Below are 25226 nucleotides of genomic sequence, written 5' to 3' on the forward strand. Positions count from 1 at the left end.
CGATTACTTGATCATGTAGATCGTGGCGAAGAGGCCGATCCAGACGACATCGACGAAGTGCCAGTAGTAGGACACGACGATGGCGGCGGTTGCCTGCTCGTGAGTGAACCTCTTGGCGGCGTACGTCCGGCCGAGGACCAGCAGGAAGGCGATGAGACCGCCCGTCACGTGCAGGCCGTGGAAGCCGGTGGTCAGGTAGAACACGGAGCCGTACGGGTCCGACGAGAGCGAGAGGCCCTCGTGCTTCACCAGCTCGGTGTACTCGAAGACCTGGCCGCCGATGAAGATCGCACCCATCACGAACGTGATGATGAACCACGTCCGGAGCTTCTTCACGTCGCCCCGCTCGGCGGCGAAGACGCCGAGCTGACAGGTGAGGGAGGAGAGCACCAGGATCGTGGTGTTGGTCGCCGAGAACGGGAAGTTCAAGGCCGAGGCCTTTTCCGCCCAGAACTCGGCACCCGTCACCGATCGCAGGGTGAAGTACATCGCGAAGAGGGCCGCGAAGAACATCAGCTCGGAGCTCAACCAGATGATGGTTCCGACGCTGGTGAGGTTCGGTCGATTGACCGACGGGTGCGCGTGCCCTGTTTCTACTGTCGTTACTGTCGCCACGACCGACATTATGTCGGTCGCTTATCCCGCCCTCACTCCGGGGGGTGCCGTTCGGAGTGTCAGAGGGGTGTGTCCAGCCCGAACGGCCCAGTGCGAGGGCCCTCCGGCACCCTTCGAACAGGTGTTGAACGGGTGTTGACGGGGTGTGGACCGGAGTAGCATCCGCGCATCGGTCGACGACGACCCACCCGCCTTCCCAGCCGGAGGAACGATGCAGTCGAGTGCCACGGTCCTGGTCTACAGCGACGACGCGAACACCCGCGAGCAGGTACGGCTGGCGGCGGGGCGCAGGCCCGCGTCGGACGTCCCCCCGGTGGAGTTCGTGGAGTGCGCGACCCTGCCGGCGGTGCTGAAGCGCCTGGACGAGGGCGGCGTCGACGTGTGCGTCCTGGACGGCGAGGCGGTGCCCGCGGGCGGCATGGGCGTGTGCCGCCAGATCAAGGACGAGGTCTTCCGCTGCCCGCCGGTGCTGCTGCTCATCGGCCGCCCCCAGGACGCCTGGCTGGCCACCTGGAGCCGCGCGGACGCCGCGGTCACCCTTCCGGTGGAACCGGTCGAGTTCGCGGCGTCCCTGGCCGCCCTGATCCGCTCGCGCCTGTCGATCGACGCGTAGTCGCCGCGCGAGGCGAGTGAGCCGAAGGGGCGCGCCGGGGGAACGGGGTCGAGCGCGCGGAGCCTCCCGAGGGACGAGGGAGGCGAGCACGGTCGACCCCGTGAGCCCGGCATCGGCGCCCCGGAGGCGAACCGAGCCTAGAGAGCGAGCGGCCGCAGGCGGGCCTTCTCGGTGGCGGCCACCGGGCTTCCGGTGGCCTCCACCAGGGCGCTGCCCGTGCGCCACTTCTCCCACGGCAGGTTCCAGTCGCCGAAGCCGTTCCCGAAGGTGTCCATCGTGTCGCCGTAGCTGTTGACGACGCGGACGATGTCGCCGGGGCGGACGGTCTCGTAGAACCAGGCCGCGTTCCCGGTCGACATGCCCACACAGCCGTGGCTGACGTTCGCCACGCCCTGCGAGCCGACGGACCAGGGCGCGGCGTGCACGTACTCGCCGCTCCAGGTGACCCGGGTCGCGTAGTAGACCGGCAGGTCGTACGACTCGGAGCTGCCCTCGGAGATGCCGATGCTGGTGCCCCGCATCCGGACGTAGTACTCCTTGCCGAGGATGACTTTGATGCCGTTTCGGGTGGAGAAGCCCGGTTTGCCGGTGGTCACCGGAATGGTGTTGATCACTTCTCCGTTGCGCCGCACGGTCATGTAGTGCGACCCGGCGTCCGCGACGGCCTCGATCCGGTCGCCGATGGTGAGCTTCAGGGGCTTGGACGCGCCGCCGTAGAGCTTGTCGCCGACCTTGAGGCCGTCCAGGTTGCCCGTGACGGTGACGCGGGCGCCGCTCGGCCAGTACTCCTTGGGTCTGAAGTGCAGCTTCTTGTCGTCCACCCAGTACCAGGAGCCCTCGACGGAGGGCGTGGAGCGGACCTTGAGGGCCCGTTCGACGACCGCGCGGGCCTTGCGGTCCTTGACGGGGAGGCTGAGGTCGGCCGTGATGGGCTGTCCGACGCCGTACGTGCCCGCCTCCGGGCCGAAGGTCACGGTCAGGGCCCGTTTGGCCGGAGCCGTCTCGAACGTGTACGTACGGGCGCCTGGGGCGCCGTCCTCGTCCTCGGTGGCGACCCGGACCGTGTAGCGCGCGCCGGCCGCCAGGGCGGCCGTGGAGCGCCAGCGCTGCCCGTCGGCGGTGAGTTCGCCGGCCAGGTGGTGGCCCGCTTCGTCGGTGGCGGTGACGTCGGTGATCCGGCCGTCCTCGCCCTTGGCGGTGATCTCCAGGGGCTTCTCGGGGTCCGCCTTGGCGCCGTCGGCGGGGGCGTTGACCGCGAGCTGGTCCGCCGCGTCGTACGCCCTCGCCGACAGCGGATGGCCGTCGGAGCCCGCACACGCCGAGGCGCCCGCGGTGACGGTGACGGCCAGAAGAGTGCAGCTCAGAACAGTCCGAATGCGCGGCGTGTCGTTCATGACTTCACGCTAAGGACAATCCTCGGCTCCAGCGCGTCCGAGTGCTGCAAAAGAGGGGCCCGGGCGCTTCGGTGACGAAGCGTCCGGGCCCCTCGGGGTGCTCCGGTGCGGAGCGGGGTGCCGCTACTGGTTCTGGTTCTCGCCGCGGTAGAACTCGAAGACCCAGCCGAAGAGGCCGACCAGGATCAGCGGGGCGGAGAAGTACAGCAGCCACCAGCCCATCGCGATGGCGAGGAAGGCGAGCGCGCCGCCGATGGCCAGCGACAGCGGCTGCCAGCTGTGCGGGGCGAAGAAGCCCAGCTCCCCGGCCTCGTCCGCGACGTCGGCCTCCTTGTTGTCCTGCGCCATGGCGTCGACCCGCTTGGCCGTGAAGGCCAGGTAGTAGCCGATCATGATGGCCAGGCCGAACGCGAGGAACAGCGCCGTCGTACCGACCGGCTCCTTGGACCAGACGCCGTACAGGATCGCCATGGCAAGGATGAAGACGCTCAGCCAGATGAACATCTTGCCCTGGATCTTCACTTGCCGGCCTCCTTGCTGCCCGTGAGGGCCTCGGCCTCGTGCCCCTTGTTCTCGAGCTGGTCGAGAGCGGCGATCTCAGGGTGGTGCAGGTCGAACGCCGGGGATTCCGAACGGATCCGCGGCAGGGTGAGGAAGTTGTGCCGCGGCGGCGGGCAGGACGTCGCCCATTCGAGCGAACGGCCGTAGCCCCACGGGTCGTCGACCTCGATCTTCTTGCCGTACTTGGCGGTCTTCCAGACGTTGTAGAGGAACGGCAGGATCGACAGACCGAGCAGGAAGGAGGAGATCGTCGAGATCGTGTTCAGCGCGGTGAAGCCGTCGGCGTCCAGGTAGTCCGCGTAACGACGCGGCATGCCCTCGGCACCGAGCCAGTGCTGCACCAGGAAGGTGCCGTGGAAGCCGATGAACAGCGTCCAGAACGTGATCTTGCCGAGCCGCTCGTCCAGCATCTTGCCCGTGAACTTCGGCCACCAGAAGTGGAACCCGGCGAACATCGCGAAGACCACGGTGCCGAAGACGACGTAGTGGAAGTGCGCGACGACGAAGTACGAGTCGGAGACGTGGAAGTCCATCGGCGGCGAGGCCAGGATGACGCCCGTCAGACCACCGAAGGTGAAGGTGACCAGGAAGCCGATCGTCCAGAGCATCGGGGTCTCGAAGGACAACGAGCCCTTCCACATCGTTCCGATCCAGTTGAAGAACTTCACGCCGGTCGGTACGGCGATGAGGAACGTCATGAAGGAGAAGAACGGGAGGAGCACGCCACCGGTGACGTACATGTGGTGCGCCCACACCGTCACGGACAGACCGGCGATCGCGATGGTCGCGGCCACCAGACCGATGTAGCCGAACATCGGCTTGCGGCTGAAGACCGGGATGACCTCGGAGACGATGCCGAAGAACGGCAGGGCGATGATGTACACCTCTGGGTGTCCGAAGAACCAGAAGAGGTGTTGCCACAGCAGGGCGCCGCCGTTGGCGGCGTCGAAGACGTGGGCACCGAACTTGCGGTCCGCCTCGAGGGCGAACAGCGCGGCCGCCAGGACCGGGAAGGCGAGCAGGACCAGGACACCGGTCAGCAGCACGTTCCAGGTGAAGATCGGCATGCGGAACATCGTCATGCCCGGAGCGCGCATGCAGATGATCGTGGTGATGAAGTTGACCGAACCGAGGATCGTGCCGAAGCCGGAGAAGGCCAGACCCATGATCCACATGTCGGCGCCGACACCCGGCGAGCGGACGGCGTCCGACAGCGGGGAGTAGGCGAACCAGCCGAAGTCGGCCGCACCCTGCGGGGTGAGGAAGCCGGCCACCGCGATGATCGAGCCGAAGAGGTACAGCCAGTACGCGAACATGTTCAGCCGCGGGAACGCCACGTCGGGCGCGCCGATCTGCAGCGGCATGATCCAGTTCGCGAATCCGGCGAACAGCGGCGTCGCGAACATCAGCAGCATGATCGTGCCGTGCATCGTGAACGCCTGGTTGAACTGCTCGTTCGACATGATCTGCGTACCCGGACGGGCCAGCTCGGCGCGCATGAAGAGCGCCATGAGTCCGCCGATGCAGAAGAAGACGAACGACGTGACCAGGTACATCGTCCCGATCGTCTTGTGGTCGGTGGTGGTCAGCCACTTGATCACGACGTTGCCGGGCTGCTTGCGCCGTACGGGCAGCTCGTTCTCGTAAGAGTCCTCAGCCGCGGCGGCACCCTGGGTTTCGTTGTGGATGCTCACAGTTGGTTCTTCTCCGCATTCCTGGCCGGGTCCGTCTGCTCGATGCCAGACGGGATGTAGCCGGTCTGCCCCTTCTCGGCCAGCTCCTTCAGGTGCTGCTGGTAGCGCTCCGGGGAGACCACCTTGACGTTGAAGAGCATCCGGGAGTGGTCGACACCGCACAGCTCGGCGCACTTGCCGAGGAAGGTGCCTTCCTGCGTCGGGGTCACCTCGAAGGAGTTCGTGTGACCCGGGATGACGTCCTGCTTCATGAGGAAGGGGACCACCCAGAAGGAGTGGATGACGTCACGGGAGGTCAGGACGAACCGGACCTTCTCACCCTTCGGCAGCCACAGGGTCGGGCCCGGGTTGCCGGTCTGCGGGTTGCGGTCACCGGGGATACCGGCGTCGTAGACACCGCCCGCGTTCTCCGGGAAGTCCGCGAGGAACTTGTCCGGGATCGACGCGAGGTTCTTGTCCGTCTTGGCGTCACCCTTCACACCGGGCACGTTCTCGACGTAGTTGAAGCCCCAGCTCCACTGGTAGCCGACCACGTTGACCGTGTGAGCCGGCTTCGGGGTGAGCTCGAGGAGCTTCGACTCGTCGCGCGCGGTGAAGTAGAAGAGCACCGAGACGATGATGAGCGGGGTGACCGTGTACAGGGCCTCGATGGGCATGTTGTAACGGGTCTGCGGAGGTACCTCGACCTTGGTCCTGCTCCGCCGGTGGAAGATGACGGACCAGATGATCAGGCCCCACACCAGGATTCCGGTGATGAGCGCGGCCGCCCACGATCCCTGCCAGAGGGAGAGGATCCGAGGCGCCTCTTCCGTGACGGGGGTGGGCATGCCAAGGCGGGGGAAGTCTTCCCAGTTGTACGAGCAGCCCGTGGCTGTCGCCAGGATCAGGCCCGCAGTCAGCACCTGCGGCAGCTTCCGCCGCATCGGGCGCCGCGACGAGCGGTCGGAGCCGTTGGGACTCACGTAGCGCCTTCCCGAGAGTCTCGGCCCGCAGTGGTCGGCCACGGCCGTCCGTCTCGCTGGTCGGTCGCCGCCCCGGCCGCGGGCAGGGGTTTGGATGTTTATGCGGACCAAACCCTACTGGACGCTATTTGGGGTCGCGCGGGGAGGGTGCCCAACGCGCCGTCCGAGTCCCCGAAGGGGTGGACTCCATGCTTCCGCAGGGGGGTCGGACGCGTCCGTTCGGCGGTCTGCCGGTGCGTCGCGAGGCGGTTCTGACGAGGGCTCACGCGGGGGCTCACGGGGCTCACGGGGGCGGGCGGCCCGGCGGCGGGGCGTCCGGGCACGGGGCGGTCGGGTGCGGCTGCCAGGGCGCGGGGCGGGCGGGTGCGGGGCGGTCGGGTGCGGCTGCCAGGGCGCGGGGCGGCCCGGCGCGGGGTGCCGGGGCGCAGGCCCTACCGTGGGCGGATGCCGTACTTCGACGCCGCGTCCGCCGCCCCGCTGCACCCCGTCGCCCGTCAGGCGCTGCTCGCCGCCCTGGACGAGGGCTGGGCCGACCCGGCCCGGCTCTACCGCGAGGGGCGGCGCGCCCGGCTGCTGCTCGACGCCGCGCGGGAGGCCGCGGCGGAGGCCGTGGGCTGCCGCGCCGACGAGCTCGTGTTCACTCCTTCGGGGACGCGCGCGGTTCACGCGGGAATCTCCGGATCTCTCGCGGGGCGTCGGCGTGTCGGGGACCGGCTCGTGGTGTCCGCGGTCGAACACTCCTCCGTCCTGCACTCCGCCGAGGCCCACACGGCGGCCGGCGGCACGGTGACGGAGGTGCCGGTGGGGCGGACGGGGGCGGTGGACCCGGCGGTCTTCGCGGCCGCCCTGGACCCGGGCACGGCCCTGGCGTGTCTCCAGTCCGCCAACCACGAGGTGGGGACCGAGCAGCCGGTGGCGGAGGTCGCCGAGGCCTGCCGGGCGGCGGGGGTGCCGCTGCTCGTGGACGCGGCGCAGTCGCTGGGCCTGGGCCCGGTGCCGGAGGGCTGGTCGTTGCTCGCGGCCAGCGCGCACAAGTGGGGCGGTCCGGCGGGGGTCGGCCTGCTCGCCGTACGCAAGGGGGTCAGGTTCGCTCCCCAAGGCCCGTCGGACGAACGGGAGTCGGGCCGGGCGCCCGGCTTCGAGAACCTGCCGGCGATCGTGGCGGCGGCGGCCTCGCTGCGGGCCGTCCGGGCCGAGGCGGCGGCCGAGGGCGCGCGGCTGCGGGCCCTGGTGGACCGGATCCGGGCGCGGGTCCCGGAGCTCGTGCCGGACGTGGAGGTGGTGGGCGATCCGGTGCGGCGCCTCCCCCACCTCGTCACCTTCTCCTGTCTGTACGTCGACGGGGAGACGCTGCTGCACGAGCTGGACCGGGAGGGTTTCTCCGTTTCGTCCGGTTCGTCGTGTACGAGCTCGACGCTGACGCCCAGCCATGTGCTGCGCGCGATGGGCGTGCTGAGCGAGGGGAACGTCCGGGTGTCGCTGCCCGCGGGCACGACGGCGGAGGACGTGGACCGCTTCCTCGACGTGCTGCCGGGGGTCGTCGCGGGGGTACGGGAGCGGCTCGGCGCCCCGACGGCGCCGGTGGCCACGCCGGGGCGGGAGTCCCTCGTGGTGGACGCGCTCGGGCGCCGCTGCCCGATCCCGGTGATCGAACTGGCGAAGGTCATCGGCGACGTGCCGGTCGGCGGCACGGTGACGGTGCTGTCGGACGACGCGGCGGCGCGGCTGGACATTCCGGCGTGGTGCGAGATGCGAGGGCAGGAGTACGTGGGCGAGAGCGCCCGGCCGGGCGGCGGAGTGGCCTACGTGGTCCGCCGCGTGAGCTGACGCCACCGCCGGGCCAGGCGCCTCCAGCCCGGGCTGCCCGCGTGCGCTGACGCAGCCGCCAGGGCAGGCGCCTGCGGCTCGGTCCGGCCGCGGGGCGGCGGCGGCCCGCCGGGGCCAGGCGCCGCCTGCGGCCCGGTCCGGCCGCGGGGCGGCGGCGGCCCGCCGGGGCCAGGCGCCTGCGGCCCGGGGCCGGGCGCGGGACGGCGGCGCCCCGCCGGGGCCAGGCGCCTCCGGCCCGCGCCGGCCGCGTGCGCTGACGCCCCCGCCGGGGCCAGGCGCCTGCGGCCCGTGCGGGCCCGCATGAGCTGACGCCCCCGCCAGGGCAGGCGCCTCCGGCCCGGGGCCGGGCGCGGGACGGCGGCCCCCGCCGGGGCCAGGCGCCTGCGGCCCGTGCGGGCCCGCGTGCGCTGACGCCCCCGCCAGGGCAGGCGCCTGCGGCCCGGGCCGGCCGCGGGGCGGCGGCGGCCCGCCGGGGCCAGGCGCCTGCGGCCCGGTCCGGCCGCGGGGCGGCGGCGCCCCGCCCGCCGTGGGGCGGGCGGGGGGCCGGCGGCTACTTCAGGTGGGACTGGACCTCGGCCGCGGCCTCTTCGCCGTAGGCCTTCGTGAAGCGGTCCATGAAGTTCGCGCGCCGCAGCGTGTACTCCTGCGTTCCCAGCGTCTCGATGACCAGCGTGGCCAGCATGCAGCCGACCTGCGCGGCGCGCTCCCGGCCCACGCCCCACGACAGGCCCGTCAGGAACCCCGCGCGGAACGCGTCGCCGACGCCCGTCGGGTCGACCTTCGCCGTCTCCTCCGGGCAGCCGACCTCGATCGGGTCCTCGCCGACGCGCTCGATGCGCACCCCGCGCGAGCCGAGCGTGGTGACGCGGTGCCCGACGCGGGCGAGGATCTCGGCGTCGGTCCAGCCGGTCTTGGACTCGATGAGGCCCTTCTCGTACTCGTTGGAGAAGAGGTAGGTGGCGCCCTCCAGGAGGGTGCGGATCTCCTCGCCGTCCATCCGCGCGATCTGCTGGGAGAAGTCGGCGGCGAAGGGGATCCCGCGGGTCCTGCACTCCTCCGTGTGGCGGAGCATCGCCTCGGGGTCGTCGGCGCCGATGAGGACGAGGTCGAGCCCGCCCACCCGGTCGGCGACGGCCTTGAGCTCGATCAGCCGGGCCTCGCTCATCGCGCCGGTGTAGAAGGAGCCGATCTGGTTGTGGTCCTTGTCGGTCGTGCAGACGAAGCGGGCCGTGTGCAGGACCTCGGAGATGCGCACGGAGCCGGTGTCGACGCCGTGGCGGTCGAGCCAGGCGCGGTACTCGTCGAAGTCGTACCCGGCCGCGCCGACGAGGATCGGGCTGCCGCCGAGCTGTCCCATGCCGAAGCAGATGTTGGGGCCGACGCCGCCGCGCCGGACGTCGAGGTTGTCGACGAGGAAGGAGAGGGACACCGTGTGGAGCTGGTCGGCCACCAGCTGGTCGGCGAACCGGCCGGGGAAGGTCATGAGGTGGTCGGTGGCGATGGAGCCGGTGACTGCGATGCGCACGGCGGGTGCTCCTGCGGGAAGGCGGTAATGACAGTTCACGCTACCGGGTGGGGGGCGCCCTGCCGAACAGTGGAAACTACCCCAGAGTAGGTCTTTTCCCCGGGGGCGTGCGGTGCATACGGTGCGGCCATGACCCTCTACCCCGCTTCACGTGAGCGACACGAGTCCGAGCTGAGCCTCGCCGAGCTGCGGGGCGCCGGCGCGCGGATGGCTCCGCACTGGGTGACCCCGTCCTCGCCCGCGCCCGCTCCGGTCTCCCCCGCCCTGATCCACGGCGTGGTCGTCCCCGCGGCCTCGGCGCGGCTGATCGACGCGACCACCGAGTACGGGGGCTGACGGAACCGTCCGCCCGCCCGCTCCGTCCCATCGGCGTCCGGTCGAGACGAGGGAGCGTTGCGGTGAGCGGTACGGAGAACGTACAGAGGCGACGGGGTGTCCTCGCCGCCTCGGTGGCGGCGGGTGTGCTGCTCGCCGGTGGCGGCGGGGTCTACCTCGCCACGACGGCGTCCGGTGACGGCACCGGCGCCGCGACCCGGGCCGCGGACGCGGCGGGGCCGCCTCCGCCGCTGCGCCTCGACGGCGACGGCGGCGCTGCGGCCCCGAGCGGCGGCACCCCGGGCGGTCCGGGGATCGCGCCGGGCGAGCCCGACCCCGGAGGCGGCCCGAACGGGACCGTCTACACAGCCAAGGGCCCACTCCCCCAAGGGCCCTCCTCGGCCGCGGTCCACCGGCCCGAGGGCCTGGTCACCTCGGCGGAGGTGACCAGGCTGGCCCGAGCGCTGGGCATCTCCGGGAGCCCCGCACTGGTGGGTGAGGTCTGGACGATCCGGCCCGAGAAGGACGGTTCGGGGCCCCGTCTCGACGTGGCCCGGAAGGCGCCGGGGGCCTGGACGTACTCCTGGTACGACGGCGGGCCGGCCGGCGACGCCTGTCTCAAGGGCAAGGCGTGTCCGCCGCCGGGCGAGTCGAAGCCCGCGCCGGGCGGTACGCCGCTGAGCGAGGCCGCGGCGAAGGCGGCGGCCGCGCCCGTCCTGAAGGCGCTCGGCCAGGACGACGCGAAGGTCTCCGCGACCCAGGTCATGAACGGTTCGGTGCGGGTGGTCAACGCCGATCCGGTGGTGGGCGGGCTGCCGACCTACGGCTGGTCGACGGGGCTGCACATCGCCCGGGACGGCCGGCCGGTGGCCGGCAGCGGGATGCTCAAGGAGCCGGTGAAGGGCGACACGTACCCGGTGGTCGGCGCGGCGAAGGCGCTCGCGCAGCTGAACGAGGACGCGAAGGGCACCGGGCCGATCGGCATCGGCGGCTGCGCGACCGATCCGCCGGCGGTGGACGGGAACGGGAAGAACGACGGCACCGTCGAGAAGCCGGCCTCGGGGCCGGTCGAGCCGATCGCGCCCTGTCGGACGGTCGTGGACACGGTCGCCCCGACGCGGGTGCCGGTGACGGCGGCGGTGTTCGGTCTCGCCGCGCGGGACGTGGCCGGCGAGCGGCTGCTCGTACCGTCGTGGCTGTTCACGGCGGACCCGGCGGAGACGGCGCCGTACACGGTGCCGAGGACGGCGGTGGCCCCGGAGTTCCTGGCGCCTGAGAAGCCCGCGCCGACGCCCACGCCGTCCCCGGGGGACGGCACGGCGGCCGCGCGGGTGGTCGAGTCGGTGAAGGTCCAGGGCGACGGCCGGGAGCTGGCCGTGACCTTCTGGGGCGGGGTGTGCAGCACGTACACCGTCCAGGCCGAGGAGCGGCCGGACCGGGTGATCGTGCGGATCGTCGAGAAGTCCGATCCGGAGCGGGTCTGCATCATGGTCGCCAAGGACTTCACGAAGACGGTGACGCTCGGGAGCCCGCTGGGCGACCGGCCGGTGGTCGACGCGGCGAGCGGCGAGGCGGTGCCGCGCCGCTGAGTCCGCGGGGCGGGAGCGCGGCGGCATGCACGAGGGCGGCGGCCCGGGAGAGGTCCCGGGTCGCCGCCCTCGTGTGCGTACGGCTTAGCTGAACGAGTCGCCGCAGGCGCAGGAGCCCGTGGCGTTCGGGTTGTCGATGGTGAAGCCCTGCTTCTCGATCGTGTCGACGAAGTCGATCGAGGCGCCGCCCAGGTACGGGGCGCTCATGCGGTCGGTGACGACCTTGACGCCGTCGAAGTCCTTCACGACGTCGCCGTCGAGCGAACGCTCGTCGAAGAACAGCTGGTAACGCAGGCCGGAGCAGCCGCCGGGCTGAACGGCGACGCGCAGGGCCAGGTCCTCGCGGCCTTCCTGGTCGAGGAGGGCCTTGACCTTGGCCGCGGCGGCGTCGGACAGGAGGATGCCGTCGCTGACAGTGGTCTTCTCGTCCGATACGGACATCTGCTTCTCTCCCGGTGGTGTACGGAGACTGCTTGCCGACGGTTGCAACCGCCGGTGCCCCGGATTCATTCCGGGCCGCGTGGGGTCTTTCTCTCTTCATGCTCGCACACCCTGTCCAGGGACGGGGACGGTGAAGTCCAGCTGCCATGGCTGCTGCGGCGAGAGCGAATTCGTCACATCGACACTATGGCCATCGTCAACGTGACGTGAAGGGGTTATGATAGATAGCGTCATTTAGACGAAAAGGTTCCCCGAAGAAAGGGTGCGTGACGTGACCACGGCCCCAACCCGTCATGATCTCGACGTGCAGCCCACGCCGCTCGCCCTCCTCCTGCTCGGCCGCGAGGCCGACCCCAAGAGCGAGCGCGGCGTGGAGTGCCCCGGCGATCTGCCGTCGCCGTCCGACCCGGACCTCGTGGAGCGTGCCCGCGCGGCCAAGGAGAAGCTCGGGGACAAGGTCTTCGTGCTCGGCCACCACTACCAGCGTGACGAGGTCATCCAGTTCGCCGACGTCACCGGTGACTCCTTCAAGCTCGCGCGCGACGCGGCGGCCAAGCCGGAGGCCGAGTACATCGTCTTCTGCGGCGTGCACTTCATGGCGGAGTCGGCGGACATCCTGACCGGCGACGACCAGAAGGTCGTCCTGCCGGACCTCGCGGCCGGCTGCTCGATGGCCGACATGGCCACCGCCGAGCAGGTCGCCGAGTGCTGGGACGTGCTGACCGAGGCCGGGATCGCCGAGCAGGTCGTGCCCGTCTCGTACATGAACTCCTCGGCCGACATCAAGGCCTTCACCGGCAAGCACGGCGGCACGATCTGCACCTCGTCCAACGCCGAGCGGGCCCTGAACTGGGCGTTCGAGCAGGGCGAGAAGGTGCTGTTCCTGCCGGACCAGCACCTGGGCCGCAACACCGCCGTCCGCGACATGGGCATGTCCCTGGACGACTGCGTCCTGTACAACCCGCACAAGCCGAACGGCGGCCTGACCGTCGAGGAGCTGCGCGCCGCCAAGATGATCCTGTGGCGGGGGCACTGCTCGGTGCACGGCCGCTTCTCGCTGGACTCGGTCAACGACGTCCGCGAGCGCATCCCGGGCGTGAACGTGCTCGTCCACCCCGAGTGCCGGCACGAGGTCGTCGCCGCGGCCGACTACGTGGGCTCGACCGAGTACATCATCAACACCCTGGAGGCGGCCCCGGCCGGTTCCAAGTGGGCCATCGGCACCGAGCTGAACCTGGTCCGGCGCCTGGCGAACCGATTCGCCGACCAGGACAAGGAGATCGTCTTCCTCGACAAGACGGTCTGCTTCTGCTCGACGATGAACCGCATCGACCTGCCGCACCTGGTGTGGACCCTGGAGTCCCTGGCCGAGGGCAACCTCGTCAACCAGATCCAGGTCGACAAGGAGACCGAGAGCTTCGCGAAGCTCGCGCTGGAGCGCATGCTCGCCCTGCCGTAACGGTTCTCCCGGCACGTACGCCGAAGGGGCGCCCCGCATGCCCGCGGGGCGCCCCTCCGTGCGTTCCGTGCGGATCAGACCGCGGCCGGCTCCTTCGTCTGCGGCGGGACCGGTGCGCCACCGGCCTTCGCGTCCCGCTTGGCCGCCTTCTTCTTCGCGCGGCGCTCCTTGCGGAGCTCCACCATCGCGTAGAGCGTCGGGACCAGGAGCAGCGTCAGCAGCGTCGAGGTGATCAGACCGCCGATCACCACCACGGCCAGCGGCTGGGCGATGAAGCCGCCCTCGCCGGTGATGCCGAGCGCCATCGGCAGCAGGGCGAAGATCGTCGCCAGGGCGGTCATCAGGATCGGGCGGAGCCGGTGCCGGCCGCCCTCGACCACCGCTTCGACGACGCCCAGGCCCTGCGCCCGGTACTGGTTGATCAGGTCGATCAGGACGATCGCGTTGGTGACCACGATGCCGATGAGCATCAGCATGCCGATCATCGCCGGGACGCCCATCGCGGTGTCGGTGACCACCAGGAGGCCGATCGCGCCGGTCGCCGCGAACGGGATCGACACCAGCAGGATCAGCGGCTGGATCAGCGACCTGAAGGTCGCGACCAGCAGCATGAAGACGATCGCGACGGCCGCGAGCATCGCCAGGAACAGGTTGAGGAAGGCCTCGCTCTGGTCCTCGGAGACACCGCCGATGGTCGCGGTGGCGCCCTCCGGCAGGTCGAGCGCGTCGATCTTCGACTGGAGGGTGGCGCTCACCGCGCCGGTGTTGTCGCCGACCGGCTTCGCCGTGATCGTCGCGGCGCGGGCGCCGTCGATCCGGGTCATCGAGACCGGGCCGGGGACCAGCTCGACGGTGGCGACGTCACCGAGCTTCACCGGGCCGACGGGCAGCGCCCTGAGCCCCGCCAGGGTGGTGACCGGCTTCGCCGAGGTGATGAGGACGTCCCGCTCGCTGTCGTCGAGGATCGCCTTGGCGGCCGGGGTGCCCCGGACGGCCTGGGCGACGACCGCGCCGAGCGTGGCGGAGTCGAAGCCGGCGTCGGCCGCCTTCTCGTTCGCCCGGACGGAGATGCGCGGGACGGACTGCGCGAGGTCGCTCTGGACGTCGGTGACGTCCTTCATCCCGGCGATCGCGGTACGGACCTGCTCGGAGGCCTTCTTGAGGACCTCCGCGTCGCCGGCCTTGACGACCACGCTCAGGTCCTGGCTGCCGAAGCCGTCGCCGGCGGCCAGCTTGGTGTCGCCGATGCCGTCGAGGGCGGCGAGGCCCTTCTCGATGGCGTCCCGGGTCTTCTCGAAGGAGGCGGACTCCTCCAGGCTGACCTGGTAGGTGGCCTGGTTGCTGCCGGTGCCGCCGCCGAAGGCCGCCATGAAGCCGGACGAGCCGACGTTGACCTGGTAGTCCTTGACGCCGTCGGTGCCGGCGAGGAGCTTCTCGATCTTCTTCGCGGCCTCGTCGGAGGCGTCGAGGGAGGTGCCGGGCGGCAGCTCCTGCTGGATGCTCAGGACCTCCTGCTCGCCCTGGTCGAAGAAGTTGGTCTTCAGGAGCGGGGCCATGCCGAAGGTGACGACCAGGACGACCAGTGCGATGGCCAGGCTCATGAACCGGCGCCGGGTCGCGAACCTCAGGACGGGCACGTACAGGCGCTGGAGACGGCTCTTCTCCTCCTTCTCCTCGGCCAGCCTGCGGGCCTCGGCCAGGTCCTCCGGAGCGCCCTTGGGGGCGCGCAGGAACCAGTACGAGAGGACCGGGACCACGGTCAGGGAGACGAGCAGCGAGGCGAGCAGGGCCGCCGTGACCGTCAGCGAGAACGAGCCGAACAGCTCGCCGATCATGCCGCCGGTCAGACCGATCGGCAGGAAGACCGCGACGGTGGTGAGGGTCGAGGAGGTGACGGCGCCGGCCACCTCGCGGACCGCGGTGAGGATCGCGGACTGGCGCTCCTCGCCGTAGCCCAGGTGCCGCTTGATGTTCTCCAGGACCACGATCGAGTCGTCGACGACCCGGCCGATGGCGATGGTGAGCGCGCCGAGGGTCAGCATGTTGAGCGAGAGGTCACGGGTCCACAGCACGATCAGGGCCAGGACGACCGAGAGCGGGATGGAGACCGCGGTGACCAGGGTCGAGCGGATCGAGGTGAGGAAGACCAGGATCACCAGGACGGCCATGACGAGGCCGAGGGCGCCCTCGGTGGTCAGTCCGGAGACGGCCTTGGCGACGGCCGGGCCCTGGTCGGAGACCACGGTCAGCTCGGCGCCGGCGCCGAGGTCGGCGCGCAGCTCGGGCAGCTTCTCCTTCACGGCGTCGGAGATGGCGACGGCGCTGCCGTCCTTGTCCATGGTGGCCATGACGGCGAGGCTGGGCTTGCCGTTGGTACGGGTGAGGGAGACGCGCTGCGACTCCTCCTGGCGGACGGTGGCGACGTCGCCGAGCCGGACGGCCTTGCCCTTGCCGGGGGTGGCCGAGGGGATCCGCAGGTCCTCGATCTGCTTCAGCGAGGTGTAGCCGCCGCCGACCTGGATGGTGCGGCTCTTGCCCGTCTCGGAGAAGGAGCCGGCCGGCATCGTGCCGCCGCCGGAGCGGAGGGCCTCGGCGAGCTTCATGGTGCTGAGTCCGGCCGCGGCGAGCTTCCCGTCGTCCGGGGTGACCGAGACCTGGAGGTCCTGGACGCCGGTGACGGAGACCTGGCCGACGCCCGCGATGTCCTCGAGGGCGGGCACGACGGTCCGCTCCAGCTGGTCGGCCAGGGCCTGCGGGTCCTTGTCGGAGGCCGCGGCGAGGACGACGGTCGGGATGTCGTCCGTGGAGCCCGCCACGACCTGCGGGTCGACCGTGTCCGGCAGCTCGGCGCGGGCGCGGTTGACGGCCTGCTGGACGTCGGCGACGAGCTGCTTGGTCGACTCGTCGCCGTAGTCGAAGGAGGCCATGACGAGGGCCATGCCCTCGGAGGCGGTGGAGGTGACCGACTTCAGGCCGTCGACGTTCTTGAGGTTGTTCTCCAGGGGCTCGACGACCTGCTTCTCGACCACATCGGGAGAGGCGCCCTGGTACGGGGCGAGGACCGAGACCATCGGCAGCTCGATCGAGGGGAACAACTGCTGCTTCAGCTGCGGTATCGCGATCGCCCCGAACACCAGGGCGACGATGGAGATCAGCCCGATCAGGGCCCGTTGCGCGAGGCTGAATCTGGACAGCCAGGACATGGGGTCTCTCTTCTGTGGCGTACTCGTCGGCAGACGGGAGCAGCCAAGAGTCCGGCCGGGATCCGCTGGATCCGCCGGAGGTGCCCCCCGCCTATACGATCTGCCATCGGCCGCCGGAAGTCCTCGCCCCCCGGGTCCAGATCCTTATCCCGCGCATACCGCGTCTGGAGTACGCCGGGGCCCCCGGTCACTCCACCCTCGGACGTACCAGTCCCGATTCGTAGGCGGTGACCACCAGCTGGGCCCGGTCGCGGGCGCCGAGCTTGGCCATCGCCCGGTTGACGTGGGTCTTCACGGTCAGCGGGCTCACGTCGAGCCGCTCGGCGATCTCGTCGTTGGAGAGCCCGCCCGCGACCAGGACCAGCACCTCGCGCTCCCGGGCGGTCAGCGCGGCGAGCCGCTCGGAGCGGGCCCGGCCGGCCTCGCCGACGGCCTCCGCGCCGGGCCCCTGCGCCAGGAAGGTGGCGATCAGGCCCTTGGTGGCGGCCGGGGAGAGCAGCGCCTCGCCCGCGTGGGCGATCCGGATCGCGCCGAGGAGTTCCTCGGGTTCGGCGCCCTTGCCGAGGAAGCCGGAGGCGCCGGCCCGCAGCGACTGCACGACGTACTCGTCGACCTCGAAGGTGGTGAGCATGACGATCCGGACGTCGGAGAGCTCCGGGTCGGCGGTGATCATGCGGGTGGCGGCGAGGCCGTCCGTGCCCGGCATCCGGATGTCCATCAGGACGACGTCGGCCCGCTCGGAACGGGCGAGGGCCACGGCCTGGGCCCCGTCGGCGGCCTCGCCGACGACCTCCATGTCGGGTTCGGAGTTCACCAGGACCTTGAAGGCGCTGCGGAGCAGGGCCTGGTCGTCGGCGAGCAGCACCCGGATGGTCATGTGTCCTCCCCCGTACGGGACGTCACGGGCAGTATCGCCTGCACCCGGAAGCCGCCGCCGTACCGGGGTGCCGCGGTCAGGGTGCCGCCGAGCGCGCCGACCCGCTCGCGCATGCCGAGCAGGCCGTGGCCGCTGTGCGGCGGGGGTTCGGCGGGGGCGGCGGGCGCGGCGCCGTTGTCGAGGACGGTGATCTCGACCGTACGGCCCACCCGGACGACGCTCACCTCGGCCTCGGCGTCCGGTCCCGCGTGCTTGCGCACGTTGGTCAGGGCCTCCTGCACGATCCGGTACGCGGCCAGGTCCACGGTCGCGGGCAGCGGCGGGTCGCCGTCGGCGCGGGCCAGGGCGACCGGGAGCCCGGCCTTGCGGAAGCTGTCGAGGAGGCCGTCGAGGACGGCGAGACCGGGCGCCGGCTCGGTGGGGGCCTCGGGGTCGCCGTACTGGCGCAGCAGGCCGACGGTGGCGCGCAGCTCGTCGAGCGCGGACCGGCTCGCCTCCCGCACGTGCGCGAGGGCTTCCTTGGCCTGGTCGGGGCGCTTGTCCATGACGTGGGCGGCGACCCCGGCCTGGACGTTCACCAGGGCGATGTGGTGGGCGACGACGTCGTGGAGGTCGCGGGCGATCCGCAGCCGCTCCTCCGCGACCCGGCGGCCCGCCTCCTCCTCGCGGGTGCGTTCGGCCCGTTCGGCGCGTTCCCTGATGGCGTCGACGAAGGCCCGGCGGCTGCGGACGGCGTCGCCCGCCGCGGCGGCCATGCCGGTCCACGCGATGATGCCGATGTTCTCCTGGGCGTACCAGGGGGTCGGGCCGAAGGCCATGGCGGCGGCGGTCAGCAGCACCGTGGTGACCAGGCCGACCCGCCAGGTGGTGGGCCGGTCGGTGCGGGAGGCGACCGTGTAGAGCGCGACGACGGCGCTCATCGCGATGGTGGCGGGGCGGGTGTCGTTGACCAGCTCGGCGAAGCTGACCGCCCCCGTGAAGCAGAGCACCCGGAAGGGGTAGCGCCGGCGCAGCACCAGGGCGGCGGCCCCGGCGACCATGAGCAGCACGCTCGACACCTCGGGCACGTGCTCGCCGAAGCGCGGCCCGTCGCCCCTCCCGTGCGGGTCGGTGAAGGACCCGGCGATCATGCAGACGAGCACGCCGAAGGCGAGCGTGGCGTCGAACGCGAGGGGATGGGCGCGGAACCGGTCGCGCAGACGGGTGAAGACGGTGCCGGTGGCGGGTCCGGCGGCGGCGGAGGTGGCAGGGCCGGTGGCGGGTCCGGTGGGGGTCACGGGGACCAACGGTACGGGCCGGCCCAGCGTGCCGGGAACGCACGAGGTCCCGCCGCCCCGGAGGGCGGCGGGACCTCGTGCCGCGTGGCGCGTGGGTGTCAGCCGGGGATGAGGCCGTCGTCCGAGAGCATCTCCCTGACCTCGTCCAGGCTCGCGTCCGGAGCGGGCAGGATCAGCTCCGAGGGTTCGAGCGCGTCGTCCGGCAGGGGCGCCCCGAGCCGCCGGACCGCTTCCAGGAGGGCGTTCAGCGTGCGCCGGAAGCCGTCCTCGTCCCCCGAGTCCATCTCTTCGAGCAGCTCGTCGTCGAGCTTGTTCAGCTCGACGAGGTGGCTGTCGGCCAGCTTCCACTGGCCCTCCCCCATGATCCGTACGATCATGACGCGTCCTGTCTGTTCGCGAGCGGCCGCCCCGAGCGGCGGCTACTTCTCGAAGCGCGGGTGGGACTGCTGCTGCTGCTGCGAGGTGTCCTGCGGCGCGGCCGCGCCGCCGCCCTCGATCGCCTGCTGCTGCGCCGACGGACCGCCCGCCAGCTCCGCCTTCATCCGCTGGAGCTCCAGCTCGACGTCCGTACCGCCGGAGAGCCGGTCGAGCTCCGCCTGGATGTCGTCCTTCGCGAGCCCGGACTGGTCGTCCAGGGCGCCCGAGGCGAGCAGCTCGTCGATCGCGCCCGCGCGCGCCTGGAGCTGGGCGGTCTTGTCCTCGGCCCGCTGGATCGCGAGGCCGACGTCGCTCATCTCCTCCGAGATGCCGGAGAAGGACTCGGCGATCCGGGTCTGCGCCTGGGCCGCCGTGTAGGTCGCCTTGATGGTCTCCTTCTTGGTGCGGAAGGCGTCCACCTTGGCCTGCAGACGCTGTGCGGCGAGGGTGAGCTTCTCCTCCTCGCCCTGCAGCGTCTGGTGCTGCACCTCCAGGTCGCTGACCTGCTGCTGGAGCGCGGCGCGGCGGGACAGCGCCTCGCGCGCCAGGTCCTCCCGGCCGAGCGCCAGCGCCTTGCGGCCCTGGTCCTCCAGCTTGGCGGACTGGCCCTGCAGCTGGTTCAGCTGGAGTTCGAGCCGCTTGCGGGAGGTGGCGACGTCGGCGACGCCCCGTCGCACCTTCTGCAGCAGCTCCAGCTGCTTCTGGTAGGAGTAGTCGAGCGTCTCGCGCGGATCCTCGGCCCGGTCAAGGGCCTTGTTCGCCTTCGCGCGGAAGATCATCCCCATACGCTTCATGACACCGCTCATGGGCTTCGCGCGCCCCCTTCTGACGGACTTCGGCTCCAGCTCTTCGACAGGATCCACAGTACGGGCCCTGTCTCCATTACCGCACTGTTCGGAGCGCGATGCGCTCCTCCCCAAGGACGAGTGCCCCCGGCTTTTCCTCCCGCGCAGGGAGTAGATGGATCTCGGGGACGACCGCGTCCTTCCGCGTACGTACCGCCGTAGACGCACTCCGTTAGCGGATCGTTCCCGCCCGGCATGGGGTTCATGCCCCGCACCCCGTACCCTTGGGTTTTGTGTTCCGTAGCCGTTCGAAGGACGAGAAGGCCCCCACCGACAAGGTGACGGCGGACCTCTCCACCAAGCAGCCCCGCGACCCCGAGGCCCCCAAGGGCCGCCCGACCCCGAAGCGGAGCGAGGCGCAGACCCAGCGCCGTCGCGCCGCGACGGTGCCGACCGACCGCAAGGAGGCCGCCAAGCGCCAGCGCGAGGCACGCCGCTCGGACCTGGCCCGTCAGCGCGAGGCGCTGGCCAGCGGCGACGAGCGTTACCTGCCCGCCCGCGACAAGGGTCCGGTCCGCCGCTTCGTGCGCGACTTCGTCGACTCGCGGTTCGCGATCGCCGAGTTCTTCCTGCCGATGGCCGTGGTGATCCTCGTGCTGTCGCTGTTCGGCAACGCCAACCGGGGCCTGCAGAACATCTCGCTGCTGCTGTGGCTCGGTGTGATCATCCTGATCGTCATCGACTCCATCGGCATCTGGATCCGGCTCCGCAAGCAGCTCAACGAGCGCTTCCCGAACGAGTCGAAGCGCGGCGCCATCGCCTACGGCCTGATGCGGACGCTCCAGATGCGCCGACTGCGACTGCCGAAGCCGCAGGTCAAGCGCGGAGAGCGGCCCTGAGCGCCGACAGCTCGGAGCCCGTCGAGCGCGCCTTCGGCGCGGCGACCTCGGAATCGGGGGGCCCGGTGCTCCCCGCCGTCGCGCAGTGGCCCGCCGGCTCCGGCGGGCTGCGTGACACCATCCGGCAGGAGATCGTCGCCCGCCAGCTCGACGAGCAGATATCCAGCCGCTACCCCGTGGGGCAGCGGCTGCGCATCCTCGACGCCGGCATGGGACAGGGCACCCAGGCCCTGCGACTGGCCCGCGCGGGACACACCGTGACCGGCCTGGAGGCCGATCCCGACCTTCTGAAGACGGCCCGGGAGTCGCTGGCGACCGAGCCCGCCGGAATCCGCGAGCGGGTCCGGCTGATCGAGGGCGACGGCCGCGAGACCGGGGTGCACTTCCTCCCCGGCAGCTTCGACGTGGTCCTCTGCCACGGCGTCCTCATGTACGCGGACGAGCCCGACGCGCTCCTCGCCGGCCTGGCCCGGATGCTGGCCCCCGGCGGCCTCCTCTCCCTCGTCGTGCGCAACGCCGAAGCCCTCGCCATGCGGCCGGGGCTCGCCGGGGACTGGACCGGTGCGCTGCACGGCTTCGACTCGGACGTCTACACCGACGACAACGGCGTGAAGGTGCGGGCCGACCGCCTGGACGCGCTGACGGCGACGCTCGCCGGGATCGCGGCGCCGCTGCACGCCTGGTACGGCGTACGCGTCTTCACCGACGGCGTCCCCGCCGAGGCGGGCCTGCCGGCCGCCGAGGAACTGGACCGGCTGCTCGCCGCCGAGGACCGGGCCGGCCGGACCGAGCCGTACCGGCGGGTGGCGGCGCTCCTCCATCTGTGCGGGGTACGGGGCTGACGGGCCGCCGCTGACCGCTCCACCGGGCAGGGGGCCGCCGGCCTCCCTGCCGGGTGCCCGGTGGTCGCGCACCCCTGATCGGGTGCGCTCGCCGGGCCCGGGCCGGGGCGGAATCGGATACTCCGGACATGGACGTATCCCGTGCCCGTGGCCGTACCCCCCGCCTCGCCCTCCCCCTCACCGCCGCCGCCTGCGCCGTCGCGCTCGCCGGCGGCTGCACCTCCGCCGGCGGGGACGCGCCCGCGCCCGAGCGCTCCACCCAGGCGGCGGCGCCGCTCGCCGCCAACGACCTCCAGGACGACTACCAGGCCGTCATCAAGAACGTCCTGCCGTCCGTCGTCCAGATCGACGCCGCCGAAAGCCTCGGCTCCGGGGTCGTCTACGACGACAAGGGCCACATCGTCACCAACGCGCACGTCGTCGGCCAGGAGAAGTCCTTCAAGGTCACCGCCGCCACGGGCGGGCAGCCGGTCACCGCGCGGCTCGTCTCCTCGTACCCCGAGCAGGACCTCGCGGTCATCAAACTGGAGTCGCTGCCCCAGGGACTCAAACCCGCGAAGTTCGGCGACTCCGGGGCGGTCGACATGGGGCAGATCGTCCTCGCCATGGGCTCCCCGCTCGGCCTGTCCGGCAGCGTGACCCAGGGCATCGTCTCGGCCACCGGCCGCACCGTCAGCGAGGGCCGGACCGGCGGCGGCACCGGCGCGACGATCGCGAACATGGTCCAGACCTCGGCCGCGATCAATCCCGGAAACAGCGGGGGCGCGCTCGTGAACCTCGACAGCGAGGTCGTCGGCATCCCCACGCTCGCGGCCACCGACCCGGGGATGGGCGGCAGCTCCGCGCCCGGCATCGGGTTCGCGATCCCCGCCTCGATGGTGCGGACCGTCGCCGACCAGATCATCAAGGACGGCAAGGTGACGGACTCCGGCCGCGCCGCGCTCAACATCACCGGCCGCACGGTCCTCGACGACGACTACGAGCCGGCGGGCGTCGCGGTGGTCGAAGCGCCGGCGAACGGGGCGGCGGGGAAGGCCGGGCTGAAGCCGGGGGACGTGATCACCCGGCTCGGGGACACGGACATCACGACGATCACGTCGCTGTCGGAGGCGCTGGCCGCGCGGAAGCCGGGGGACGTGGTGCCGGTGACGTACACCCGTGGCACGTCGACCCGGAAGACCGAGGTCACCCTGGGCGAGATGTGACCCCGGCACCACCGGGTGGGCCCCGCCCCCACGGGCGGGGCCCACCGCGAGGGAGCGGTCAGGACTCGGCGTTCAGGGGCATCGGGCCGTAGATCTTGGTGCCGTCCTCCGAGAGGGTCACCTGGTCCGCCCCGCCGCCCAGCAGGTCACGCCAGTGCTCTCCGATCCAGCTCTCGGCGTCGCCCTGGGTGGTGAACTCCTCCGGAGTCACCACCGGCTCGACCTCCGTGCCGTCGGACTTCTCGAACCGCCACGTCCATGCCATGTCCGCCTCCTGGCGCTCACCGGATGATCGGTTTCCTGCCCGCAGAGTAGCCGGGCGCGCACGGCTCGCGGTGGCGCGGGAGGATCTGAGGGTGGAACTGACTCTGCTCGGCACCGGCGCCCCGCTCGGACTGCCCCGTCCCGACTGCCCCTGCGCCGTCTGCGCGCTCTCCCGTGGACCACGGGTCCGCGCCGCGACGGCGCTGCTCGTGGACGGGGCCCTGCTGCTGGATCTGACCCCGGGGGCGGCGCTCGCGGCCGCCCGGTCGGGTCATTCGCTGGTGGGCGTGCGGCAGGTGCTCCTCACGCATCCGCACGACGGGCCGGCCGTCGAGGTGCCCGCGGGGCTGCCGAGCGCCGGCCGGGTGCCGGACGGGCGGGAGCTGACGCTGATCTCGGGGCACCGGGTGCGGGCGGTGCCGATGGACTCGCCGGGCACCGGGTACGAGGTGACCTCGGCCGACGGCGAGACGCTGCTCTATCTGCCGCCGGGCGGCTCCCCCGCCGGGCTTATGGACGATCACCGGGCGCCGTACGACATGGTGGTCGCCGATGTGACGGGCCGGCCTGACGCGCTGGCCCGGCTGCGGGCGACCGGGGCGGTCGGCCCGGCGACCGATGTGATCGCCGTGCATCTGGACCACGACGTGCCGACGGGGACCGAGCTTGACCGGCGGCTCGCGGCGGCGGGCGCCCGGGCGGTGCCGGACGGGACGACGCTGTACGTGGGCGAGTACCACGAGGTGCCGGACGTGCCCCGGCGGACGCTGGTGACCGGCGGGGCCCGGTCGGGGAAGTCCGTGGAGGCCGAGCGGCGTCTGGAGACCTTCCCCGAGGTGCTGTACGTGGCGACGGGCGGGACCCGGGAGGGCGACCCGGAGTGGGCGGAGCGGGTGGGCCTGCACCGGGAGCGGCGGCCGGGCTCCTGGCGTACCGCCGAGACCTGTGATCTCGTACCGCTGCTCGAAGAGGACGGGCCGGCGCTGCTGGTGGACTGTCTGTCGTTGTGGCTGACGGACGCCATGGACCGGGTGGGTGCCTGGGACGACGAGAGGTGGGCGGACGGCGGGCAGGCGGCGCTGCGCGAGCGGACCGCCGAGCTGGTGGCCGCGGTGCGCGCGACCCGCCGTACGGTCGTGGCGGTGACGAACGAGGTCGGCTCGGGGGTGGTGCCGGCGACGGCGGCGGGCCGCCGCTTCCGGGACGAGCTGGGCCGGCTGAACGCGGCCTTCGCCGACGAGTGCGAGGAGGTCCTCCTCGTGGTCGCCGGTCAGGCCCTGGTGCTGCGCGGGTAGGGTGCGGTCACCGATGTCACCGATGGCCCTCGCTGATTTTTCCCAAGGCGGAACCCGTGAACCTGGACGACTTCTCCGATCTGATCGAGCGCCCCGACGGGGGGATCCGGCGGGACGCCGAGGAGCGCCGTGAGCGGCTGACCGTGCCGCCGGGCGCGCTCGGCAGGCTCGACGAGCTCGGCGAGTGGCTCTCGGCCGCCCAGGCCTCGGTCAAGGTGCGGGCGATCGAGCAGCCGAAGGTGGTGCTGTTCGCGGGCGACCACGGGGTGGCCTCGCTCGACGTGTCGGGCCGTCCTGCGGGCACCGCGCACGAGCTGGTGCGCGCGGTCCTGGACGGGGCGAGCCCGGTCGCGGTGCTGGCCCGGTCCACGGACGTGCCGGTACGGGTGGTGGACGCGGGTCTGGACTGCGACCCGGAGCTGCTGCCGGCCGAGGTGGTGCGCCATCGGGTGCGGCGCGGCAGCGGCCGGATCGACGTGGAGGACGCGCTGACGGTCGAGGAGACCGAGGCGGCGGTCCGGCTCGGGATCGCGATCGCCGACGAGGAGGCGGACTCGGGCACCGATCTGGTGGTGCTGGGGGATCTCAGCGTCGGCGGGACGACTCCGGCGGCCACGCTGATCGCGGCGCTCTGCGGGACGGACGCGTCGGTGGTGACGGGCCGGGGCGGCGCGGGGATCGACGACCTGGCGTGGATGCGCAAGTGCGCGGCGATCCGGGACGCGCTGCGGCGGGCCCGGCCGGTCCTCGGGGACCAGCTGGAGCTGCTCGCGGCGGTCGGCGGGGCGGACCTGGCGGCGATGACCGGGTTCCTGTTGCAGGCGTCGGTGCGGCGGATGCCGGTGATCCTGGACGGTGTGGTGGGCGCGGCCTGCGCGCTGGTGGCGCAGCGGGCGGCGTTCCGGGCGCCGGACTGGTGGCTTGCGGGGCAGGTGAGCGGGGAGCCGGCGCAGGCGAAGGCGCTGGACCGGATGGCGCTCAACCCTCTGCTCGACCACGGCGTCCATGTGGGTGAGGGAACCGGGGCATTGCTCGCGCTTCCCCTCGTCAGGGCCGCGGCGGCGTTCGCGGCGGAGCTCCCCGAGCGTCCGGATCCGACCACTCCGGACGCCGAGGGCGACTCCGGGGTCCACGGGACGCCCGGGGTCTGACGGGCGGGAGCGGGAC

Annotated in this window: 23 protein-coding genes; 10 read left to right on the top strand and 13 right to left on the bottom strand. The window is 71.9% G+C overall.

The window, feature by feature from the left end:
• Window positions 1–3 precede the first annotated feature (3 nt).
• Window positions 4–624: an aa3-type cytochrome oxidase subunit III gene (gene ctaE, locus DEJ43_RS08955; RefSeq protein WP_015033013.1), complete on the bottom strand. Its 621-nt coding sequence runs from the start codon at window positions 622–624 to the stop codon at window positions 4–6.
• Window positions 625–826: 202 nt separating this feature from the next.
• On the opposite strand from ctaE, the gene DEJ43_RS08960 reads away from it, so the two are divergent.
• Complete coding sequence (locus DEJ43_RS08960; RefSeq protein WP_015033014.1) at window positions 827–1228, top strand: DNA-binding transcriptional response regulator; 402 nt, start codon at window positions 827–829, stop codon at window positions 1226–1228.
• Window positions 1229–1365: 137 nt separating this feature from the next.
• On the opposite strand, the gene DEJ43_RS08965 is transcribed toward DEJ43_RS08960, so the two are convergent.
• The 4 genes from DEJ43_RS08965 to ctaC form a co-directional block, all read right to left on the bottom strand.
• Window positions 1366–2622: a L,D-transpeptidase gene (locus DEJ43_RS08965; RefSeq protein ID WP_015033015.1), complete on the bottom strand. Its 1257-nt coding sequence runs from the start codon at window positions 2620–2622 to the stop codon at window positions 1366–1368.
• Window positions 2623–2745: 123 nt separating this feature from the next.
• Complete coding sequence (locus DEJ43_RS08970) at window positions 2746–3144, bottom strand: cytochrome c oxidase subunit 4 (RefSeq protein WP_071891253.1); 399 nt, start codon at window positions 3142–3144, stop codon at window positions 2746–2748.
• The gene (ctaD, locus tag DEJ43_RS08975; protein ID WP_071891256.1) at window positions 3141–4877 is read right to left on the bottom strand and encodes an aa3-type cytochrome oxidase subunit I; all 1737 of its coding nucleotides are present in this window, start codon (window positions 4875–4877) and stop codon (window positions 3141–3143) included. The genes DEJ43_RS08970 and ctaD overlap by 4 nt, the downstream gene beginning before the upstream one ends.
• Window positions 4874–5839 carry an aa3-type cytochrome oxidase subunit II gene (gene ctaC / locus DEJ43_RS08980; protein WP_015033018.1) on the bottom strand — a complete coding sequence of 322 codons (966 nt, stop codon included), beginning with the start codon at window positions 5837–5839 and terminating at the stop codon, window positions 4874–4876. The genes ctaD and ctaC overlap by 4 nt, the downstream gene beginning before the upstream one ends.
• A gap of 444 nt (window positions 5840–6283) precedes the next feature.
• Between ctaC and DEJ43_RS08985 the strand changes: the two genes are divergently transcribed.
• Window positions 6284–7666: a cysteine desulfurase/sulfurtransferase TusA family protein gene (locus DEJ43_RS08985; RefSeq protein WP_041662295.1), complete on the top strand. Its 1383-nt coding sequence runs from the start codon at window positions 6284–6286 to the stop codon at window positions 7664–7666.
• Between the two features lie 550 nt (window positions 7667–8216).
• On the opposite strand, the gene DEJ43_RS08990 is transcribed toward DEJ43_RS08985, so the two are convergent.
• Window positions 8217–9191: a carbohydrate kinase family protein gene (locus DEJ43_RS08990; protein ID WP_015033021.1), complete on the bottom strand. Its 975-nt coding sequence runs from the start codon at window positions 9189–9191 to the stop codon at window positions 8217–8219.
• 129 nt (window positions 9192–9320) lie between these two features.
• On the opposite strand from DEJ43_RS08990, the gene DEJ43_RS08995 reads away from it, so the two are divergent.
• Together DEJ43_RS08995 and DEJ43_RS09000 are read left to right on the top strand one after the other, a co-directional pair.
• Window positions 9321–9527: a hypothetical protein gene (locus DEJ43_RS08995; RefSeq protein WP_015033022.1), complete on the top strand. Its 207-nt coding sequence runs from the start codon at window positions 9321–9323 to the stop codon at window positions 9525–9527.
• 62 nt (window positions 9528–9589) lie between these two features.
• Window positions 9590–11095, top strand: coding sequence for a hypothetical protein (locus DEJ43_RS09000; protein ID WP_015033023.1), 1506 nt, complete (start codon window positions 9590–9592; stop codon window positions 11093–11095).
• Between the two features lie 84 nt (window positions 11096–11179).
• On the opposite strand, the gene DEJ43_RS09005 is transcribed toward DEJ43_RS09000, so the two are convergent.
• A complete protein-coding gene (locus DEJ43_RS09005) occupies window positions 11180–11536 on the bottom strand; it encodes a HesB/IscA family protein (RefSeq protein ID WP_015033024.1) in 357 nt (118 codons plus the stop codon).
• A gap of 262 nt (window positions 11537–11798) precedes the next feature.
• Between DEJ43_RS09005 and nadA the strand changes: the two genes are divergently transcribed.
• Window positions 11799–12995 carry a quinolinate synthase NadA gene (gene nadA, locus DEJ43_RS09010; protein ID WP_015033025.1) on the top strand — a complete coding sequence of 399 codons (1197 nt, stop codon included), beginning with the start codon at window positions 11799–11801 and terminating at the stop codon, window positions 12993–12995.
• A gap of 74 nt (window positions 12996–13069) precedes the next feature.
• Here the strand turns inward: nadA and DEJ43_RS09015 are convergent, their stop codons facing one another.
• The 5 genes from DEJ43_RS09015 to DEJ43_RS09035 all read right to left on the bottom strand — a co-directional run bounded on the left by DEJ43_RS09015 (window position 13070) and on the right by DEJ43_RS09035 (window position 19575).
• A complete protein-coding gene (locus tag DEJ43_RS09015; protein WP_015033026.1) occupies window positions 13070–16198 on the bottom strand; it encodes an efflux RND transporter permease subunit in 3129 nt (1042 codons plus the stop codon).
• A gap of 187 nt (window positions 16199–16385) precedes the next feature.
• A complete protein-coding gene (locus DEJ43_RS09020; protein WP_015033027.1) occupies window positions 16386–17075 on the bottom strand; it encodes a response regulator in 690 nt (229 codons plus the stop codon).
• Window positions 17072–18274: a sensor histidine kinase gene (locus tag DEJ43_RS09025; RefSeq protein WP_051026035.1), complete on the bottom strand. Its 1203-nt coding sequence runs from the start codon at window positions 18272–18274 to the stop codon at window positions 17072–17074. The genes DEJ43_RS09020 and DEJ43_RS09025 overlap by 4 nt, the downstream gene beginning before the upstream one ends.
• Before the next feature lie 176 nt (window positions 18275–18450).
• Window positions 18451–18729: a PspA-associated protein PspAA gene (gene pspAA, locus DEJ43_RS09030; protein ID WP_015033029.1), complete on the bottom strand. Its 279-nt coding sequence runs from the start codon at window positions 18727–18729 to the stop codon at window positions 18451–18453.
• A 42-nt stretch (window positions 18730–18771) separates the two neighbouring features.
• Window positions 18772–19575, bottom strand: a complete 804-nt coding sequence (locus DEJ43_RS09035) for a PspA/IM30 family protein (RefSeq protein ID WP_015033030.1) — start codon at window positions 19573–19575, stop codon at window positions 18772–18774.
• A 272-nt stretch (window positions 19576–19847) separates the two neighbouring features.
• Here DEJ43_RS09035 and DEJ43_RS09040 point away from each other — a divergent pair, with 272 nt between their 5' ends.
• The 3 genes from DEJ43_RS09040 to DEJ43_RS09050 all read left to right on the top strand — a co-directional run bounded on the left by DEJ43_RS09040 (window position 19848) and on the right by DEJ43_RS09050 (window position 22500).
• Window positions 19848–20453: a DUF3043 domain-containing protein gene (locus DEJ43_RS09040; RefSeq protein ID WP_015033031.1), complete on the top strand. Its 606-nt coding sequence runs from the start codon at window positions 19848–19850 to the stop codon at window positions 20451–20453.
• A 65-nt stretch (window positions 20454–20518) separates the two neighbouring features.
• On the top strand, window positions 20519–21295 hold the full coding sequence (locus DEJ43_RS09045; RefSeq protein ID WP_015033032.1) for a class I SAM-dependent methyltransferase: 777 nt from the start codon (window positions 20519–20521) through the stop codon (window positions 21293–21295).
• A gap of 128 nt (window positions 21296–21423) precedes the next feature.
• Complete coding sequence (locus DEJ43_RS09050) at window positions 21424–22500, top strand: S1C family serine protease (protein WP_015033033.1); 1077 nt, start codon at window positions 21424–21426, stop codon at window positions 22498–22500.
• A 58-nt stretch (window positions 22501–22558) separates the two neighbouring features.
• Here DEJ43_RS09050 and DEJ43_RS09055 read toward each other — a convergent pair whose 3' ends face one another.
• Window positions 22559–22765, bottom strand: coding sequence for a hypothetical protein (locus DEJ43_RS09055; protein ID WP_015033034.1), 207 nt, complete (start codon window positions 22763–22765; stop codon window positions 22559–22561).
• 91 nt (window positions 22766–22856) lie between these two features.
• Here DEJ43_RS09055 and DEJ43_RS09060 point away from each other — a divergent pair, with 91 nt between their 5' ends.
• Both DEJ43_RS09060 and cobT read left to right on the top strand, forming a co-directional pair.
• Window positions 22857–24059: a bifunctional adenosylcobinamide kinase/adenosylcobinamide-phosphate guanylyltransferase gene (locus tag DEJ43_RS09060; protein WP_015033035.1), complete on the top strand. Its 1203-nt coding sequence runs from the start codon at window positions 22857–22859 to the stop codon at window positions 24057–24059.
• Window positions 24060–24115: 56 nt separating this feature from the next.
• The gene (gene cobT / locus DEJ43_RS09065) at window positions 24116–25210 is read left to right on the top strand and encodes a nicotinate-nucleotide--dimethylbenzimidazole phosphoribosyltransferase (protein WP_015033036.1); all 1095 of its coding nucleotides are present in this window, start codon (window positions 24116–24118) and stop codon (window positions 25208–25210) included.
• The last annotated feature ends 16 nt before the right edge of the window (window positions 25211–25226 follow it).

The sequence above is a fragment of the Streptomyces venezuelae ATCC 10712 genome (assembly GCF_008639165.1).
GTDB lineage: Bacteria > Actinomycetota > Actinomycetes > Streptomycetales > Streptomycetaceae > Streptomyces > Streptomyces venezuelae.